Raw genomic sequence first — 16688 nt, 5'->3', positions numbered from 1 at the left:
TTATTCCGGGCGAAACGGAACGATAAGACGGATCGACGGGGCGCGTAAGGGGCACATAAGGGGCGTGCGGGAAGTGGGTGAGGGGAGGGCGGGGGCGTGCGATGTGCGGAAGGGTGCCGTACAGGCGGGCGAAAAGTGGCGGAAAAAAGCTCCGGGGAAATCTTGCGCTGCCGCCGGTGCGAGGGTAATCCCACCGCGGGTGCCGACCGGCTTCCCTTGTGGGCGGCCGGAGTTGGCGGGCGGGTCCGGACGGCGGGCGACGAGGGTTGTACCCAGGGTTGTCCACAGGGGTGGGGGAGTTCCGAAATCTTATCCACAGGCTGTGTGTGGGATCTGTGGAAGTCGGACGCTTCGGTTCCGTTTCAAGAATGCGTTGCCGTGGATTCACCGGCGAAACCCCAACTGGACGCTCTTTCGTGTGGGATTTCTTCGCCCTAAGGGATTGTTCGGGTAAATTGCGCTGACGCGGGCCGAGGGTGGCGCTGTGGAAGATTTCGGGGGTCGGTAGAGCAATATGTCGACTCGGTGCGGGTCGGAGCGGCTCTCGTGTCGACTTATCCCCAGGTCGAGAACGGTGCCTGTGGATAACTTTGTGGACAACTCCAAGACCCCAGACCAGGCCCCCGGCGGAGCCCTCCGGTTCCTCCCGGACCGCTCCGCCACCCGCCGTGGGCGCCTCAGGCCCGCCCGTCGAGGCAACGCGTCAGCCAGTCCGACGCGTCCGTGAAAGCCGCGTCGGCCGTGTCCGGACGGATGTTCGCCCGCACCTGGTCGGCGCGCGGGTACGACCCGAGGAAGCGCACCTCCCGGCAGACCCGCTTGAGCGCCATCAGCACCTCGCCGACCCGGCGGTCCGTGAGGTGCCCCTCGCAGTCCACCGAGAAGCAGTAGCGGCCGATGCCCTCACCGGTCGGCCGCGACTCGATACGCATCATGCTGACGCCGCGGGCCGCGTACTCCTGGAGCAGCTCCAGCAGCGCACCGGGGTGGTCCTCGCGCAGCCACAGCACGACCGAGGTCTTGTCGGCGCCGGTCCGCGCCGCGGGCCGGGCCGGGCGGCCCACCAGCACGAAGCGGGTGGCGGCGTTCTGCGCGTCGTGGATCTCGGTGACCAGCGGTTCGAGTCCGTACGTCGCCGCCGCGAACTCGCCCGCGAAGGCGCCGTCGTAGCGGCCCTCCTGGACCAGGCGCGCGCCGTCCGCGTTGGAGGCCGCCGACTCCCACACCGCCTCGGGCAGATGCCGCGCGAGCCACTTGCGCACCTGCGGCTGGGCGACCGGGTGCCCGGTGACCGTCTTGACGTCCGCCAGCCGGGTGCCGGGCCGTACGAGCAGGGCGAACGCGATCGGCAGCAGCACCTCGCGGTAGATCATCAGCGGTTCGCCGGCGGCCAGTTCGTCCAGGGTCGTGGTCACCCCGCCCTCGACCGAGTTCTCGATCGGCACCAGCGCGGCCGCGGCCTCGCCGGCCCGTACCGCGTCCAGCGCGGCCGGTACGGACACCATGGGGACCAGCTCGCGGGTGGCGGACTCCGGCAGCGTCCGCAGGGCCGCCTCCGTGAACGTTCCTTCGGGCCCCAGATACGTATAGCGGCTGACCGACATGTGGCTCCGTCTCCCTCACGCTCCGGTGGGGACCGCCTCGCCGATCACCCGCTCGCCACGGTACCCGCCCGGCCGCCCGGCCCTGCCGGGAAGCCCGCATCGGCCGCCCGCATCGGCTCACGGGCCCCGGAAACGCCCGGTGGCCTTCCGGGACCCGCAGGACCCGCAGGACCCGAAGATTCCGCGGGACCCGCAGGACCCGAAGATTCCGCGGGACCCGCAGGACCCGAAGATTCCGCGGGACCCGCAGACTTCGCGGGACCCGCAGGGCCTGTGGGACCCGCTGGACCCGCAGGACCCGCTGGACCCACGCCCATACGGTCACCCCTCCAGCAGCGGCTGCCCCACGTACCCGCCCGCCACCGCGGCCGGCGGCACGGCGAACAGCCCGCTCGCCTCGTGCCGCAGGAAGGGCGACAGCGCGTCCCCGCGGTCCAGCTTGCGCTGGATCGGGATGAAGGAGCGCAGCGGATCGGCCTGCCAGCAGACGAACAGCAGCCCGGCGTCCGGGGCGCCGTCGTCCCGGAACCCGTCGTGGAAGGAGTAGGGCCGCCGCAGCAGGGCCGCGCCCTGGTTGGACTCCGGCGCCGCGATCCGCGCGTGCGCGTCGGCCGGAACGACCGGCAGCCCGTCGGCGGCGTTCTTGTCCAGGTCCATCTTCGTGTGCTCGTCGCCGCCGGTCAGCGGCGCGCCGTCGGCCTTGCGGCGGCCTATGACCTTCTCCTGCTTGGCCAGCGGCTGCTTCTCCCAGTCGTCCAGCAGCATCCGGATGCGGCGGACGACGGCGTACGAGCCGCCGCGCATCCAGGCGTGCGGGCCGCTGCCCGCGTCCCGGCCGACGAAGATCCGCTCGTCGAAGTCCGGTTCGGCGGGCTTGGGGTTGTTGGTCCCGTCGATCTGGCCCATCAGGTTGCGGGTGGTCATCGGGCCCGCGGTGGCGCCGGGCGTGCGGTTGAAGCCGTTCATCTGCCACCGCAGCCGCGCGGTGTCCCCGGCCTCCTTCTGGAGGGCGCGCAGCGCGTGGAAGGCGACCAGCGCGTCGTCGCAGCCGATCTGGATCCACAGGTCGCCGTTGCTGCGCCCGGCGTCCAGCGCGTCCGAGGAGAAGTCCGGCAGCGGTTCGAGCTGGACGGGGCGCCGCGCGGTCAGCCCCGTACGGTCGAAGAAGGTGCGGCCGAAGCCGAAGGTGACGGTGAGTGAGGACGGGCCCGCGTCCAGCGCGACGCCGGTGTCCGCGGCCGGGGTGCGCCCGGCCATCAGGTCCTCGGCCGTACGGGACCAGCGGCGCAGCAGGGCGGCGGCTTCCTTGCGCCCGGCGCCCGGCGCGAGGTCGAAGGCCACGAGGTGGCCGCGCGCCTGGAGGGGCGTGGTGATGCCCGCCTGCTGCCGGGCGCGCTCGTCGCGGAAGGCGACCGTGGTGGAGCCGACGCTGTTCAGTGCGGTGGGCGGCTCGTCCCGGGCGGCGGCGACGCCGATCGCGCCGCCCGCGGCACCGGCGACCAGGCCTGCCGCGCCCGCGGCACCGACGGTGCCCAGCAGGCGCCTACGGGACAGTTCGAGGGTCTCGGCGCGCTCGGGGCCGGTGCCGGAACCGGTGCGGCCGTCGGCCCCGGAGGCGTCGCCGGAGGGAGAAGCGGTGGTCGTCATCAGTTGATCTTCACGTTCCTGGTCTCGGTGACCTGGTCGATGTCGGAGGTCCGTACGACCAGGGAGAGCTGCCACTGTCCGGGCACCGGCAACTGGACGTCGCGCGCGCTCCAGTGTCCTTCGCTGACGTGGTCCAGGGTGACCGGCAGCGGTCCGAGGTCCTTCTCCTTAAGAGTGAAGGAGACCTTCACCTCCGGGACGTCCTGTGTCCTGCCGTCCGGATCGGCGATCCGCAGGTGCAGGGCGTTGGCGCTGCCGCTGCGGCCGGGGTCCAGGTCGACGCGCGCGGTGCCCTTGCCGCGCGGACCGCCGGTGTCGAAGGGGATGTTCAGCACCTGCGGCTGGTTGGCGTCGGCCGACTGCCCGGCCCCGCCCGCCGCCTTCACGGCCTCCTCCGTACGCGCCGGTTCGGTGGAGGTGAGCACGGTGGTGACGGCCAGCACGACCACGGCGACCGTCGCCTCGGCGAGGACCGAGCGGCGCAGCCCGGAGCGCTCCGGGTCGGCGTCGCGGATGCGCTTGGTACGGGCGGTGTCCAGCGCGGCGCGCTGCCGTTCGAGTTGCGCGGCCCGCGCGGGGTCGGGGTCCGCTGCGGGATCGCCGGTGTGTGAGGGGCCGTCGGTGTGCGCGAGGCCATCGGTGTGTGCGGTGCCACCAGTGCGTGCGGTGCCGCCGGTGTCCGCGGGATTGCCGGTGTGCGCCGCGCCAGTGGCCGCGGCGCCGTCCCGTGCCGGCTTTTCCCCTCGCGCCGTTTCGTCCCGCGCCGCTGCTGTCTCCGTACGCGCCGCGACGCTCTCCAGTACGGCGGTGGCCTCCGCCTCGGGCGCCGGGCCCTCGCCCAGCCGCGCCGTCCAGCGCCGCGAGAACCAGGCGACGCCGACGAGGACGACGACCAGCGCCACCTTGATCAGCAGCAGCTTCCCGTACGAGGTGTCGGCCAGCGCCTTCCACGTGCCGACCTGCCGCCACGACTGGTAGACACCGGTCGCCACCACCACCAGGACGGAACCGAACGCGAGCCGCGAGAAGCGCCGCACCTCGGAACGGGCCACGGACGGGCCCCGGTAGAGGGAGACCAGCAGCGCGGTCAGGCCGCCGAGCCAGGTGGCGACGGCCAGCAGGTGCAGGACGTCGACGGGCATGGCGACGGCGGTCTGCAGGCCGGTCGAGGCATGCTCGGCCATCGCCCACGTCGCGGCCAGGCCCACGGCGACGATGCCGCCGCCGAGGGACAGCCCGAAGACGAGGTCCTTGCGGCGCTTGGCGTCGCCGACGGGGGCGGTGCTGCCCGGGGCGTCCGTACCCGGTTCGTCCGTACCCGGTGCGTCCGACGTCCCCGGTGTGCTCGGTGTATCCCGCGCGCCCGGCGTGACCGGCGCTTCCGGTGCGCCCGGCGCGCCCTCTCCCCCGTCCGCCGCCTCCGCGCCCGTACGCCCCTCGCCCCGCTGTGCGCGGGCGTACGCGCCGAAGAGGACGGCCACGAACAGCGCCGCGGCGGCGAGCAGCAGCAGCCTGGAGACCAGTGCGGCCCCCGGCTTGGTCTCCAGGACCTGGCGGAGCCCGCCGAGATCGAAGACGTCGGCGAGGTCCCCGGACGTCGTGTACGGGGTGCGCAGCAGCAGCATCGCGATTGTCGCGGCGGTCAGCGCGGCCCAGCCGCGGGCGACCAGGCGCTGTACGGACCGTACGCGCGCGGCGGCCGGACGGCAGACCAGGACGAACGCCGCCCCGCCCACCAGGACGACGAAGCCGGCGTACGCGAGATAGCGCGCGATGCCGTACAGCGCGCCGACCACCCCGCCACCGACCTCCTGCTGCGGCAGCGGTGCGCTCGTCGCGGAGGGCGCGCCCACCGAGAAGGTGAAGGCGCCGGAGACCGGGTGGCTGTCGGCGGAGACCGCCTGCCAGGCGACGGTGTACGTGCCGTCCGGCAGCCCGGGGGGCAGCCCGGCGCCGTACTTGACCGTCTCGCCGCTGCACAGGTCGCGCAGCTTGCCGCGGTCCACCCGCTTGCCCTGCGGGTCCAGGACCCGGACCGAGTCGTCGCCCATCGCGACACCCTCGGAGAAGGTGAGCGTGACCTGTTCGGGAGCGCTCTGCACCACCGACCCCTGCGCGGGAGTGCTGCCGGTCAGCGCGGCATGGGCGGAGGCCGGGGCGGCGCCCCCGAAGAGCGCGCCGAGCAGGGCCGCCGCGAGCACCAGGAGGCGCAGCGCGGACGGCCGTCGGGTGCGCGGGGCGCGTTCCCGGCGTGCGCCCGGAGCGCGGGCGCCGGAGCCCGGTGCGCAGAGGACGGTGGTGGTCATGGCGAGGCGCCCCCTACTTCTTGGCGTCGTGCTGCGAGTGGTCGTTCATGGATCCCTCGTGCTGCGAGCCGTCGTGCTGGGAGCCGCCGTGCTGCATCTTCTCGTGGCCGGCCGCTCCCCCTTCGCCGGAGCCCGCCTTCGCTCCGCCGTTCTTCGGGACGTAGGTGGCGGACTCGACCGGGACGTCGACCTTGACCGGCTCGGACGTGCCGAAGTGCAGTTCCACGGTGACCCGCTGGCCCTCGGCCGGCTTTTTCTTCAGCCCCATGAACATCAGGTGGTTGCCGCCGCGGGCGAGTTCCAGTTCGCCGTTCGCGGGGATGTCCAGGGACTTGACCTCCTCCATCTTGTTGTTCTTCGTGGTGTGGATGGTGATGTCGTCGGACAGGTCGCTGGTGACGGAGGTGAGCTTGTCGGCCGTACCGCCGGAGTTCTTGATGACCATGAACGCCCCGGCCATGCTCTGGTCGACGGGCTGCGGCAGGTACGCCCCGGAGACCTTCAGTTCGGGTGCGCTGTCCCCGCCGCAGCCCGCGAGGGCGAATCCGGCGGTCAGGGCGAGTACGGCGGCGAGGGTGGTGCGGCGGTTCACGGGTTCTGTCCCTTGATGATCTTCGGAAGTGCCTTGGAGTAGTGGTCGACGCCGGCGTCCTGCATCCCCATCCAGTGGATCTTGTCGTCCTTGGGGGAGCTGAGCAGGACCTGCGCGCCGTGGGTCGAGACCACGTCGCCGTTCTTCTTCTTGACGGGCTTCTCGATGCCGATGTTCACGCTGCGCGCGCCGGCCTGGATGGTGTCGAAGGATCCGGTCAGGCCGACGAACTTCTTGTTGATGCCGCCGAGCCACTTCTTGAGCGCGGCGGAGGTGTCCCGCTCGGGGTCCGAGGTGACGAAGACGACGCGCAGGTCGTCCTGTTCGGCCTTGGGCAGCTGCCGCATCGCCACGTCGATGTTGTTCATCGTCAGCGGGCAGACGTCCGGGCAGTGGGTGTAGCCGAAGTAGACCAGCGTCGGATGGCCCTTGGTCTGCTCGATCAGGTCGTACTTCTTGCCCTCGGTGTCCGTCAGGACCAGGTCCGGCTTCTCCATGGGCCGGTCGAGCGTGACGATCGGCTCGGACCGGGTGCCCCCGGAGACGCTGGCGGCGGGCTTGTCGCTGTCGCCGTTGTCGCAGGCGGACAGGGTCAGGGCGGAGACCAGCGCGACGCCGGCGGCGATCAGATTCCTCTTACGCATGTACGTGTGTCCCGTTTTTCAGGAAGGGGGTGCCGCCCCGGCGCCCGCGAGTGCGGGGGCCGGGACGGGCACGGGGTCGGTTCAGGCGCCGCGGCGCCGGCCGGCGAGCACGCCGAACGCGACACCGATGATGCCGACGACGATGCCGACGCCGCCCAGGACGCGCGCGGTGGTGTCACTGCCGTCCGCGGCGGCCTGCCGGGCGTCGCCCGCGTCGCCGCCGGCGTTCTTCGCGTCGGCCGTGCCGGAGCCGTGGCCGTCGCCGGACGCGGGGGTCAGCTGGAGCACCGGCGCCGGGTTCTCCGGCTCGGGGCCGCCCTCCTTGGTCGGCTCGATCCACCGTACGACCTCGTTGTTGTCGTACGTCTGGAGGGCCTTGAAGACCATCTGGTCGGCCTTGGGCAACTGTCCGACCGAGACCGGGAACTGCTGGAACTGGCCGGGCTCGATCTTGCTGCCGTCCGAGGTCCAGGTGATCTTCGAGACGGCCTCGGTGAGCTTCTTGCCGTGCGTCTCCAGGGGCTTGTCCAGCTTGGACTTGGTGACGTCCACCTTCCAGCCCGGCACCGGCTGCGGCATGGCGGAGGCCAGCGGGTGGTCGGTCGGCAGGGTCACTTCGAGCTTCACGGTCGAGGCGTTGTCGCGCTCGTTGGGGACCTTGAAGTTGATCGTCGCGTAGCCGCCCTGCTCGGCCTGGCCGGGCTGCACGCTGACGTGCGCGAAGGCGGGGCCGGCGAGCAGCAGCACGCTGCCCGCCGCGAGGCCGCCGACGACGGGCAGACGGCGGGCGAGCCGGCCGCGGCGGCCGGCGTCCGGGGTCCGTGCGGCGCTCCGTGACGGTACGGCGGTGGACGCTGACGGTACGGCAGTGGTCTCGGACATGGCGGAAATGCACTCCACAGGCAGGAGGGACGGGGGAAGGAACGGCTGGCGCGCGTGCGGCGACGACGGCGCACGCCGCCTCCTCCCGTGCGCCGGGGCGTGCCCGGTCCTGCTGCGGGGAGTGTGCGGTGCGTGGTCGTCAGGCCGCCAGGGCCAGGGCGGGCGGTCCCCGCCTGACGACACTGTGCTGGAGCGCGGGGGCCTTCGGGCGGGCTTGGTCGTCCCCGTACGAAAAACGCGCCACGGGGCGGGTGTCCGCCGCCTCCAGGAGACCGGCGCACAGGGCGCGTACGAGCGCGAGTGCGCCCCGCAGTGCGCCCACGAGTGCTTCCGCCACGGCCGACGCCTCCCGCGCCGCGGGCGCCGAGAGCCGTACCAGCCGCCACAGGGCCGCCTCGCCGCGGCGCAGCAGCCAGCCGGCGGCGAGCGCCGCGAGCAGGTGCGCCAGCAGCATCGGCAGCGAGGGCAGCAGCCCGTGCGCCGCCGTGGAGGCCGGAGCTGCCGGGTCCATGGCGTGCCCGGCGCCGCCGGGAGCGCCCAGGCCACCGGGGCCGATGGCCGAGGTGTGCAGGATGCGGCGCGCCGCGGCGCCGTCCAGCTGTCCGGCGCCGAGGCCGCAGGTGACGTGCCGTGCGAGGGAGATGGCGGCCTGGTCGGAGAGTCCGCCGCCGGCCGGTGCCGTGGCTGACGTGGGCACGGCGGCCATCCGGTGCTGCCCCAGCGCGAAGACGGTGTGCAGCGCGAGCTGGCCGACGGCCAGCGCCACCGCGATGCCGGGCAGCGAGCGTTCCCGCCCGGCCAGCGGCGCCGCGACGGCGAACACCGCCGCACAGCCCACGCCCAGCGTCCACAGGGGGACGGCGGCGCAGGAACCGATCATGTGCCCGGCCGCGGACAGCGCGACGCAGACCGCGGTGAACACCGCGGCCCTCAGCAGCCGCAGATCCGCGGCGGCGCGCTCATCGGGGTCGGACGGGGCAGTCATGGCCGCGCCATCATCCCACTGGCCCTACGGCCCGCATACGGCAGGTCCTGCCGCCGCGCACCCGGCGGACCGCGCCGTTCCGGTCCGGGCAGGTCAGGGTGGGGGGCGCGGGGAAGGGGGCGGCGCCGGTGCGACAGCGGCGGGCGCGGGGGCGCACGCGGGCGCACGCAGGGCGCCGTTACACCGGCGGGTGTCGGGGGCGCATCCGCCGAATGAGGGGAGTCACGTCCGGAGCACGCTTACGGACCATGCGCCCCGGCAATACGTATCGGTATGTCGAGCCGCGACCAGGAGGCTGCAGCGATGAGCATCTGGTGGTCCCTGCATCTGCGGCGCGAGGCCGCGAGCGTTCCGCTCGCCCGGCGGCTCCTGCTGGGCACGATGGAGACGGCCGGGGTGGACCCGGACATCTCCCACGACCTGTCCGTCGCCCTCTCCGAAGCGTGCGCGAACGCCGTCGAACACGGTGGCGACGCCGCCACGGAGGACTACCGGGTCACCGCCTTCATCAACGGCGACACCTGTCGTATCGAAGTCACCGATTCCGGCCCCGGTTTCCGGGAGCGGGCCCGCAGGCCCAAGCGCCCCGAGCGGAGCGCACTGCCCGATCACGCGCCGCCCCCACCCATGGCAGCCCCCGCCCCGGCCCAGGCCGAGCACGGACGGGGGCTGTTTCTGATCGAGGCCCTGACCGACCACGTCCGCTACCGCAACCGCACCGGGCGGCGCGGCGCGGTGGTCAGCTTCGACAAGATCCTCAAGTGGAAGGAGGAGGTACCGCTGATGGCGTCGTGAGGGGGAGGCCCCGGCGTACCGGAGGTCTCGCCGTACGGGAGGCCTCGGCGTACCGGAGCGCGGGCGTACGGGAGGCGCGGGCGTACGGGAGGCGCGGGCGTACGGACGGGCTCCGGCGGACGCGATCGGACGCCGACGTGATCCGGCGCCGACGCGATCCGGCGTCCCGTAGGCGTACGGACGGGATCCGACGTGCCGAAGAAGCATCCGGGAGGCGGCGTTCGGCCGGCGCCCGGCGGGTGGCGGGCTGCGCGGTCCCGCAGGGGAAGGACGTCCCCCGCCGCGTCCCCGACTGCCGCGGGACCCACGCACACCCGCGCTAACGCGAAGCGACTCGCGATAGCGTGTTCTGGACGATACGTGGCCTGCACCCGCACTGCAATACGGAGCCGCCGTGAGCACAGCGCAGCCCTCTCCCGGAGCGTCCCGGCCGGGGGGACGTACCGCGCGTACGAGACAAGCCGTACTGGACGCGGTCTTCGAGGAACTGGGGGAGGGCGGATACGCCGCGCTCACCATGGAGCGGATCGCCCAGCGCTCCGGGGTGCACGTCGCGACGATCTACCGCCGCTGGCGCTCCACCGAGGGGCTCGTCTGCGAGCTGATGTCCGACGTGAGCGGCGAGATCCCGCTCCCGGACACCGGCACGCTCCTCGGCGACCTGCGCACACTGGCCCGTTCGATCGCCGCCTTCTACGCACAGCCGCGCTACCGCGGGCTGCTGGAGGCGGTGGTGTCCGCCGCCGCCCGCCAGCCCGAGGCCGCCGACGTGCTGCGGCAGTTCTTCGACGAGCGGCTGCGGTTGGCCGGCAGCATGGTGCCGCGCGCGGCGGAACGCGGGGAACTGCCCTTGGGCGCCGATCCGGACGAGGTCCTGGCCGCCCTGGGCGCGCCCTTCTACTACCGGCTGCTGATCGCCCGCAAGCCCGTCGACCTCCGGCTGGCCGACCGCGCCGCCGAGGCCGCCTGGGCGGCGGCACGCGCCGGGGTTTTCGCGCCTGGCGAGGCTCGCGTGCCTGTTGAGGTTCCCGCGCCTGCCGAGGCTCCCGCGCCTGGCGAGGCTCCCGCGCCTGCCGAGGGCGGAGCGGGCGCTGTGCGGGACGCCGAAGAGACCGGGCAGGACGGCCGTACGAGAGCGACCGAGGACGCCGGGAGCGCCGGAAGCACGGGAAGCGCGAGAAGCACGGGAAGCACCTGAAAGCACCGAAGGCGGCCGGTGACCCCTTCAGGGACCACCGGCCGCCTCCTGGCGACTGCGACTGCGCGTGCGACGCGACCGCGACTACGACGCGACCGCGCGTGCGACGCGACCGCGCCTACGACGCGATCACGGCAGCGGCTGTGATCAGGCCTGGCGCCCGGTCAGCCCCGCCATCCACGCCTCGACCTCGTCCGCGCGGCGCGGCAGCGCGGCGGACAGGTTCCGGTTGCCGTCCTCGGTGACGAGGATGTCGTCCTCGATGCGGACGCCGATGCCGCGGTACTCCTCCGGGACGGTCAGGTCGTCCGCCTGGAAGTACAGGCCGGGCTCGACGGTCAGCACCATGCCGGCCTCCAGCGGACCGTTGACGTACGACTCCGTACGGGCGGCGGCGCAGTCGTGGACGTCCAGGCCGAGCATGTGGCCGGTGCCGTGCAGCGTCCAGCGGCGCTGCAGCCCCAGCTCCAGCACCCGGTCCGCCGGGCCCTCGACCAGGCCCCACTCCACCAGCTTCTCGGCGAGCACGCGCTGCGACGCGTCGTGGAAGTCGCGGAACGCGGCGCCCGGCTTGACCGCCGCGATGCCCGCCTCCTGGGCCTCGTACACGGCGTCGTAGATCTTGCGCTGGAGGTCGTTGTACGTGCCGTCGATCGGCAGCGTACGGGTGACGTCCGCGGTGTAGAGGCTGGTGGTCTCCACGCCCGCGTCCAGCAGGAGCAGGTCGCCGGAGCGCACCTGGCCGCTGTTGCGGACCCAGTGCAGCGTGGTGGCGTGCGGCCCCGCGGCGCAGATCGAGCCGTAGCCGACGGCGTTGCCCTCGACGCGGGCACGCAGGAAGAACGTTCCCTCGATGTAGCGCTCGCTGGTCGCCTCGGCCTTGTCGAGGACCTTCACGACGTCCTCGAAGCCGCGCACGGTCGAGTCGACCGCCTTCTGCAGCTCGCCGATCTCGAAGTCGTCCTTCACCAGGCGCGCCTCGGAGAGGTACACCCGCAGCTCTTCGTCGCGCTCGGCGGTGACCTTGTCGGCCAGCGCCTCCTCGATGCCGGCGTCGTGGCCGCGGACGACGCGGACCGGGCCGGTCGCCCCGCGCAGCGCGCCGGCCAGCTCACGCACGTCGGCGCAGGCCACACCGAGCAGCGTGGCGGCCTCGGTCAGGCTGTTGCGGCGGCCGACCCACAGCTCGCCCATGCCGTCCAGCCAGAACTCGCCGTTCGCCCGGTCGGAGCGGGGCAGCCGGTGGACGGTCGCGTCGTGGCCCTCGCCGTTCTCGCGGGGCTCCAGGACGAGCACGCTGTCGTCGGTCTGGTCGCCCGTGAGGTAGACGAACTCCGTCGAGGCGCGGAAGTCGTACTCGGTGTCGTTGGAGCGGGTCTTCAGGTTGCCCGCCGGGATCACCAGGCGCTCACCGGGGAAGCGGCGGGACAGCGCCGCGCGCCGCCGGGCCGCGTTCGGAGCCTGCTCGATGGGCTCCAGGTCCCGCAGCTCGGTGTCGGCCCAGCCCGACGTCATGTTCTCCGCGAGCTCGTCCGATACACCCGGGTAAAGGCCGTTCTTGCGCTGCTGGATCGGCTGCTCGTCCTCGTCCGGGGTCTCCGGCGTGAGCTCGTCGGTCACTATGCCTCCTTGTAAGACTGCACCGCGTTCCATCGTAAGTGCGCAGGGAACGCGGTCCAGGGGCCGGAAGCGGTGAGGTATCAGACAGTCCGGACATGCGCCGCCGACAGCGGGTGGCGGGGCGGACACGCGGGGGCACCGGGCTCTGCGCCCCTACTCGGATACTCGAAGTACGGCGCCCTACTCGAAGTACGCCGCCCTGCCCGAAGTACGCCGCCCTACTCGAAGTACGCCGCGAGCACCACCACGTCCTCCGGGGACTCCGGGTCGTCGAGCCCGTCCGGCAGCAGGGTGCGCAGCAGGTGGTCCGTCAGCGCCTCGGGATCGTGGCGTACGGACCGGGGGACGCCCGCGGCGGCGGAGTGCAGCCGGGCGAAGGCGCGGTCCATCGGCTCGCCGGTGCGGCGCAGCAGCCCGTCGCTGTACAGCAGAAGGGTTTCTCCTGGCGCCGGTGCCAGCGCGACGCTGGGCGCTTCCCAGCACGCCAGCATGCCCAGCGGCGCGGACAGCGAGGTCTCCACGTACTCGGTGCGCCGGTCGCCGATGATCAGCGGCGGGCAGTGGCCCGCCCCGGCCAGCACGATCCGGCGCGCGGCCGTCGCGCCGCCGGTCCGTCCGCCGTGCGTTCCGCCGGACCCGGCCCCTCCGTATCCGCCGGCTCCGGACCCGCCGTACGCACCGGCACCCGGTCCCGCACCGGCGCCCGGTGCACCCGGTACACCTGGCATGCCCGGTACGCCCGGTGCACCCGGCACACCCTGCGGCGCCTCGGCGAAGGCGAACAGGGCCGTCGCGCTGCGCGCCGGTTCGGTCAGCCGCAGCAGCAGTTCGAGGTCGGAGAGGACCGCGACCGGGTCCTCGCCCTCCATCACCGCGTAGGCGCGCAGTGAAGCGCGCAGCCGCCCCATGGCGGCCACCGCGCCCGGCCCGGAGCCGGTGACGGAGCCGACCGCCAGGCCCAGTGCGCCGTCCGGCAGCGGCAGGGCGTCGTACCAGTCGCCGCCGCCGAGCGGCCCGGAGGCGTGCCGTACCGCGAGCCGCACGCCGGGGACGCGGGGCAGCCTGCTGGGCAGCAGCTCCTCGCGCAGTGTCGCAACGGTCTGCCGCTGGCGGTGCAGTTCGAGGAGGCGGGCGAGGTGTTCGGCGGCGTACGCGAGGTAGCGGCCGACGAGGTGGCGCTGCCGCTCGGCGGGCTGGGCGGGTTCGTCGTAGAGCCAGACCGCGGCGCCGAACCGGCCGACGGAACCGGCCTCCAGCGGTACGGCGTAGCTGGCCGCGTACCCGAGGCGGGCGGCGACCTCGCGTAGGCGGGGGTCGAGTCCGGGTTCGCCGGGGATGTCGGGCTGGGCGACGTCGCCGCGTCCGCAGGCGACGCAGCCGGAGCCGTCCGCGCGCCCGCTGTCCAGGGGTCCGCTGTCCAAGGGCCCGCCGTCCAGGGGGCCGCCGTCCGCCGCCGCACCGGCCTGCCCGCCGGCTTGCCCGCTGGCCTGCCCGCCGTCCGGGCCGCCGTCCGAGCCGGGCGTGCGGTCCCGCTCGTGACCGTCCGGCACGGGGAGGCCGTCGAGAATCCGGCCGAAGGACAGCGCGCGGCGCGGCACGGTCTCGATGTGGCCGATGTCCGCCCGGCCGAGGCCGAGGCCGATGGTGGTGTCCGGCCCGCGCCCGTCGGACGGTTCGAGGACCACCAGTCCGCGCCGGGCGCCCACCAGGGAGGCACCGGCGCGCAGCAGCTCCCGGAGGGCGGCGTCGAGGGTCCGCGTACGGGCCAGCTGCTCGGTGAGGCCGTGCAGCGTGGTGAGGTCGGAGATCCAGCCGGCCAGGCGGTCCTGGACATCGGTGGGGCGGGCTTCGGGTGGGGTGTCCGCAGGGGCTGCTGCGGCTGCGGACTCGGCAGTGTGAGTGGGGGCGGGAAGTGCTGGTTCGATTCCAGCCACTTTCGGAACGTGAGGGGTGGTCATGGCCGACGGCTTACGTAGCGCCGGGTGAAACCCCAGGTCAGACCGCTTGTTGGAGCGGATTGCGGCATTTTGTTGAGTGTTGTTGAGTAGTGTGTCGAACTGCTCAATTTCCTCAATAGCATCGCAAACCCCCATGTCATGCTGCTCCGCTATTAATGCCTCCACATGTACACGCCCTGGTGACACGATGTCCAGCATTGTCCCCGTGGGGTTTGTGGTGTCATTGAGGCGAGGAAGTTGGCCGGAAAATATCCCCCCGAACGTCAATTTGAGGTCGACTGGCGGCGTTCGACAGTGCGTCATCACCACCATGGCGGGTACGTACTCGGAAAGGCGCGGAGTCAGTTGGGGCCGCGCCGGAACTCTCCGACCGGCACGGGCGTCTAACACGGCGACGACCGCGCCGCACCGCACCCCCAAGTGGCGGAACCGCTCCACGGGACAGCAAGCGCCATGCGCGCGCCACCCTCCGCCACGTTCCACGCTCGGCGTATGGCGTGATGCGCTGCTCCGTACAGGCAGTGACCAGAGATCCACGTGGCGTCAGGGGTTCGCAGGAGCCACCTCGTAACGCCACGCAGCGGCATGAACCGGCATGTAGTGCGATGGACCCAGCCCTCGGCGTTAACGGAAAGGAACGAGCGCTCATGCGCGAGATCCTCGGAAGGCGACGCAAGCTCCAGCTCCGGCGCAGTGGAAGGTCGGCGCTGCTCGGTGCGGCGCTCCACTGCGCCACCGAGTGGCAGTGGCCCGTACTCCCGGGCGTCGGGCTGCGGACCGGCGGGAAACAGGCGGGCGGCAAGCCACCCGGCGGACGCGGCCGCGCCGAGCGCGGGACGCGCCCGTGCAGCTGCCCGGACCCGGACTGTGTGGTGCCCGGCGCGCACCCCTTCGACCCCGGCCTGTTCGCGGCCACCACCGATGCCCGCATGGTGCGTTGGTGGTGGACGAACCGGCCGACCGCGCCCGTCCTGCTGGCCACCGGCGGCCGCGCGCCCTGCGCGCTGAGCCTGCCGGCCGTCGCCGGGGCGCGGGCGCTGGCCGCCCTGGACCACTTCGGCGTCCGGACCGGCCCGGTCGTCGCCACCCCTACCCGCTGGTCGTTGCTGGTCGCCCCGTACTCCCTCGCGGAACTGGGCGAGTTGCTGCACTCCCGGGACTGGGTACCCAGCTCGCTGCGCTTTCACAGCGAGGGCGGTTACGTGGTGCTGCCGCCCTCGCAGATCGGCGCGGGCAAGGTGCACTGGGAGCGGTCGCCGGGCACCGGCCCGGCAGCGCCCTGGCTGCCGCAGGTGGAAACCATCGTGGACGCCCTGGTCACCGCGAGCACCAGCGCGCCGGACGGCGGCAGCCGGCTCGCGTACTGAACCGCCGGGCCGAGGGGCGCCCGCTGCGGCGCCCCGCCGTCGTCCGTCGCGCCCGGCCGCACCGAAGCGTCCCCTTCCGAACTCCTTCGCATCCCCTTCCGGACCCCTCCCGGGCCCCTCCCGGGCCCCCTCCCACCGCTCGGCGCGGACAAAGAACGCGCGGGCGGTTCACTCGTACGGGTGTGAGCTGCCCGGTGTTGGCGGGGATTCGGGGGTACGGGCCCGGTATGTGCCCGTTCCGGGCCGATATGTTCGGCGCACCGTCAATCCGGCGGTCAATCCGTCGCCCTGACAACCCCAGGTGGTCCCATGGAGCGTGCGCCGAATCTCCGCATGATCGCGCTGGCGAGCACGGTCGCGCTCGCCGTCGCGCTGCCGCTGGCCGCCGCGACCGCCGGTCCGGCCGAATCTGAACGGTCGGCAGCCGATGACTCCGCGAGTGCTACACATCCGGACGTCAATGTTCCGGTCCGGGCGGGCTCATACGCGGCACCGGGCCCGTCCCGCGGCGCGCATCCGGCTCCGCGCGCGGGCACCGCGGCGGCGCCCGTCGGTGCCGGTCGCCCGGCCGCGTCCGACGGCCGCCGTGCCGCCCGCTGCGGTCCCGAACTCGCATCACCCGAAGGGGTGGAAGCCCAGACGTGTGTTCTCACCGAGGGCGGGCGGACTTGGGGGCGTACGTACTACCGCAACACCTCCGGTGAGCCCCTGCGCGCCGTCCTGACCCTGATGGGGCCGGACGGCCGGACCGTACAGGCGCACTGCGAGCTGCCGGCCGGTGACGAGCCCGGGACCTGCGAGAGTCCGCGCGAGGCGACGACCGGCGGCGTCCGGGCGCCGTATGCCGCGGTCGCGGAGGTCGCCGACGTGCGGGGCGAGCGGAAGCTGCTGCGCTCCGGCAGCAACCCGGCGCCGGGGCAGGGCGGTTCGGACCGATGACCCGGGTGGTTCGGACCGATGACCCCGGGTGGTCGGACCAATGACCAGGGGTGGTTCGGACCCATGACGGTACGGGAGCGGCAGGAGGTGTGCCGTGGGCCCGGCGCGGCGGTGGGCTGCCCGCGGCGTCCAGGACGCCCGGTACGGGGCT

12 protein-coding genes and 1 pseudogene are annotated in these 16688 nt (G+C 73.2%); 4 read left to right on the top strand and 9 right to left on the bottom strand.

What is annotated here, in order from left to right:
- Window positions 1-677: 677 nt before the first annotated feature.
- From pheA to A6A06_RS29630, 7 genes and pseudogenes are all read right to left on the bottom strand, one after another.
- Window positions 678-1604 (bottom strand): prephenate dehydratase, encoded by a 927-nt coding sequence (gene pheA / locus A6A06_RS29665; protein WP_073765212.1) that lies wholly within the window; start codon window positions 1602-1604, stop codon window positions 678-680.
- 321 nt (window positions 1605-1925) lie between these two features.
- The gene (gene efeB / locus A6A06_RS29655) at window positions 1926-3251 is read right to left on the bottom strand and encodes an iron uptake transporter deferrochelatase/peroxidase subunit (RefSeq protein ID WP_073765210.1); all 1326 of its coding nucleotides are present in this window, start codon (window positions 3249-3251) and stop codon (window positions 1926-1928) included.
- The gene (locus A6A06_RS29650) at window positions 3251-5557 is read right to left on the bottom strand and encodes a copper resistance CopC/CopD family protein (RefSeq protein ID WP_079194442.1); all 2307 of its coding nucleotides are present in this window, start codon (window positions 5555-5557) and stop codon (window positions 3251-3253) included. The genes efeB and A6A06_RS29650 overlap by 1 nt, the downstream gene beginning before the upstream one ends.
- 151 nt (window positions 5558-5708) lie before the next feature.
- Window positions 5709-6149, bottom strand: a pseudogene (locus A6A06_RS29645) (copper chaperone PCu(A)C); the annotation flags it as partial.
- Entirely contained in the window at window positions 6146-6793 is a 648-nt protein-coding gene (locus A6A06_RS29640; RefSeq protein WP_073765206.1) for an SCO family protein, read from the bottom strand. The pseudogene A6A06_RS29645 and the gene A6A06_RS29640, both read right to left, overlap by 4 nt.
- 81 nt (window positions 6794-6874) lie before the next feature.
- Window positions 6875-7675, bottom strand: a complete 801-nt coding sequence (locus A6A06_RS29635; RefSeq protein ID WP_073765204.1) for a YcnI family copper-binding membrane protein — start codon at window positions 7673-7675, stop codon at window positions 6875-6877.
- Between the two features lie 139 nt (window positions 7676-7814).
- The gene (locus tag A6A06_RS29630) at window positions 7815-8660 is read right to left on the bottom strand and encodes a hypothetical protein (RefSeq protein ID WP_073765202.1); all 846 of its coding nucleotides are present in this window, start codon (window positions 8658-8660) and stop codon (window positions 7815-7817) included.
- 303 nt (window positions 8661-8963) lie between these two features.
- Between A6A06_RS29630 and A6A06_RS29625 the strand changes: the two genes are divergently transcribed.
- Together A6A06_RS29625 and A6A06_RS29620 are read left to right on the top strand one after the other, a co-directional pair.
- Entirely contained in the window at window positions 8964-9455 is a 492-nt protein-coding gene (locus A6A06_RS29625) for an ATP-binding protein (RefSeq protein ID WP_073765200.1), read from the top strand.
- Between the two features lie 394 nt (window positions 9456-9849).
- Window positions 9850-10653: a TetR/AcrR family transcriptional regulator gene (locus tag A6A06_RS29620; RefSeq protein WP_079194441.1), complete on the top strand. Its 804-nt coding sequence runs from the start codon at window positions 9850-9852 to the stop codon at window positions 10651-10653.
- Window positions 10654-10800: 147 nt separating this feature from the next.
- Here A6A06_RS29620 and A6A06_RS29615 read toward each other — a convergent pair whose 3' ends face one another.
- Together A6A06_RS29615 and A6A06_RS29610 are read right to left on the bottom strand one after the other, a co-directional pair.
- Window positions 10801-12273, bottom strand: coding sequence for an aminopeptidase P family protein (locus tag A6A06_RS29615; protein ID WP_073765198.1), 1473 nt, complete (start codon window positions 12271-12273; stop codon window positions 10801-10803).
- A 218-nt stretch (window positions 12274-12491) separates the two neighbouring features.
- Complete coding sequence (locus tag A6A06_RS29610; RefSeq protein WP_073765196.1) at window positions 12492-14207, bottom strand: PP2C family protein-serine/threonine phosphatase; 1716 nt, start codon at window positions 14205-14207, stop codon at window positions 12492-12494.
- 671 nt (window positions 14208-14878) lie between these two features.
- On the opposite strand from A6A06_RS29610, the gene A6A06_RS29605 reads away from it, so the two are divergent.
- Together A6A06_RS29605 and A6A06_RS29600 are read left to right on the top strand one after the other, a co-directional pair.
- Window positions 14879-15598 (top strand): bifunctional DNA primase/polymerase, encoded by a 720-nt coding sequence (locus A6A06_RS29605; RefSeq protein WP_073765194.1) that lies wholly within the window; start codon window positions 14879-14881, stop codon window positions 15596-15598.
- A 309-nt stretch (window positions 15599-15907) separates the two neighbouring features.
- Window positions 15908-16537 carry a hypothetical protein gene (locus A6A06_RS29600; RefSeq protein ID WP_073765192.1) on the top strand — a complete coding sequence of 210 codons (630 nt, stop codon included), beginning with the start codon at window positions 15908-15910 and terminating at the stop codon, window positions 16535-16537.
- Window positions 16538-16688: the final 151 nt, after the last annotated feature.

Origin of the sequence: Streptomyces sp. CB02923, assembly GCF_001905005.1 — a bacterium.
In the GTDB taxonomy this organism is placed as follows: Bacteria; Actinomycetota; Actinomycetes; order Streptomycetales; family Streptomycetaceae; genus Streptomyces.
Note: the sequence above shows the minus strand (reverse complement) of the source record. Positions and strands in the feature narration are given on the sequence as shown.

What these genes read in the sequence shown, in the direction of transcription:
- A6A06_RS29600 (WP_073765192.1), top strand. Translation starts at nt 15,908, where the DNA reads ATGGAGCGTGCGCCGAATCTCCGCATGATCGCGCTGGCGAGCACGGTC.
- A6A06_RS29605 (WP_073765194.1), top strand. Translation starts at nt 14,879, where the DNA reads ATGCGCGAGATCCTCGGAAGGCGACGCAAGCTCCAGCTCCGGCGCAGT.
- efeB (WP_073765210.1), bottom strand. Translation starts at nt 3,251, where the DNA reads ATGACGACCACCGCTTCTCCCTCCGGCGACGCCTCCGGGGCCGACGGC.
- A6A06_RS29630 (WP_073765202.1), bottom strand. Translation starts at nt 8,660, where the DNA reads ATGACTGCCCCGTCCGACCCCGATGAGCGCGCCGCCGCGGATCTGCGG.
- A6A06_RS29625 (WP_073765200.1), top strand. Translation starts at nt 8,964, where the DNA reads ATGAGCATCTGGTGGTCCCTGCATCTGCGGCGCGAGGCCGCGAGCGTT.
- pheA (WP_073765212.1), bottom strand. Translation starts at nt 1,604, where the DNA reads ATGTCGGTCAGCCGCTATACGTATCTGGGGCCCGAAGGAACGTTCACG.
- A6A06_RS29635 (WP_073765204.1), bottom strand. Translation starts at nt 7,675, where the DNA reads ATGTCCGAGACCACTGCCGTACCGTCAGCGTCCACCGCCGTACCGTCA.
- A6A06_RS29650 (WP_079194442.1), bottom strand. Translation starts at nt 5,557, where the DNA reads ATGACCACCACCGTCCTCTGCGCACCGGGCTCCGGCGCCCGCGCTCCG.
- A6A06_RS29640 (WP_073765206.1), bottom strand. Translation starts at nt 6,793, where the DNA reads ATGCGTAAGAGGAATCTGATCGCCGCCGGCGTCGCGCTGGTCTCCGCC.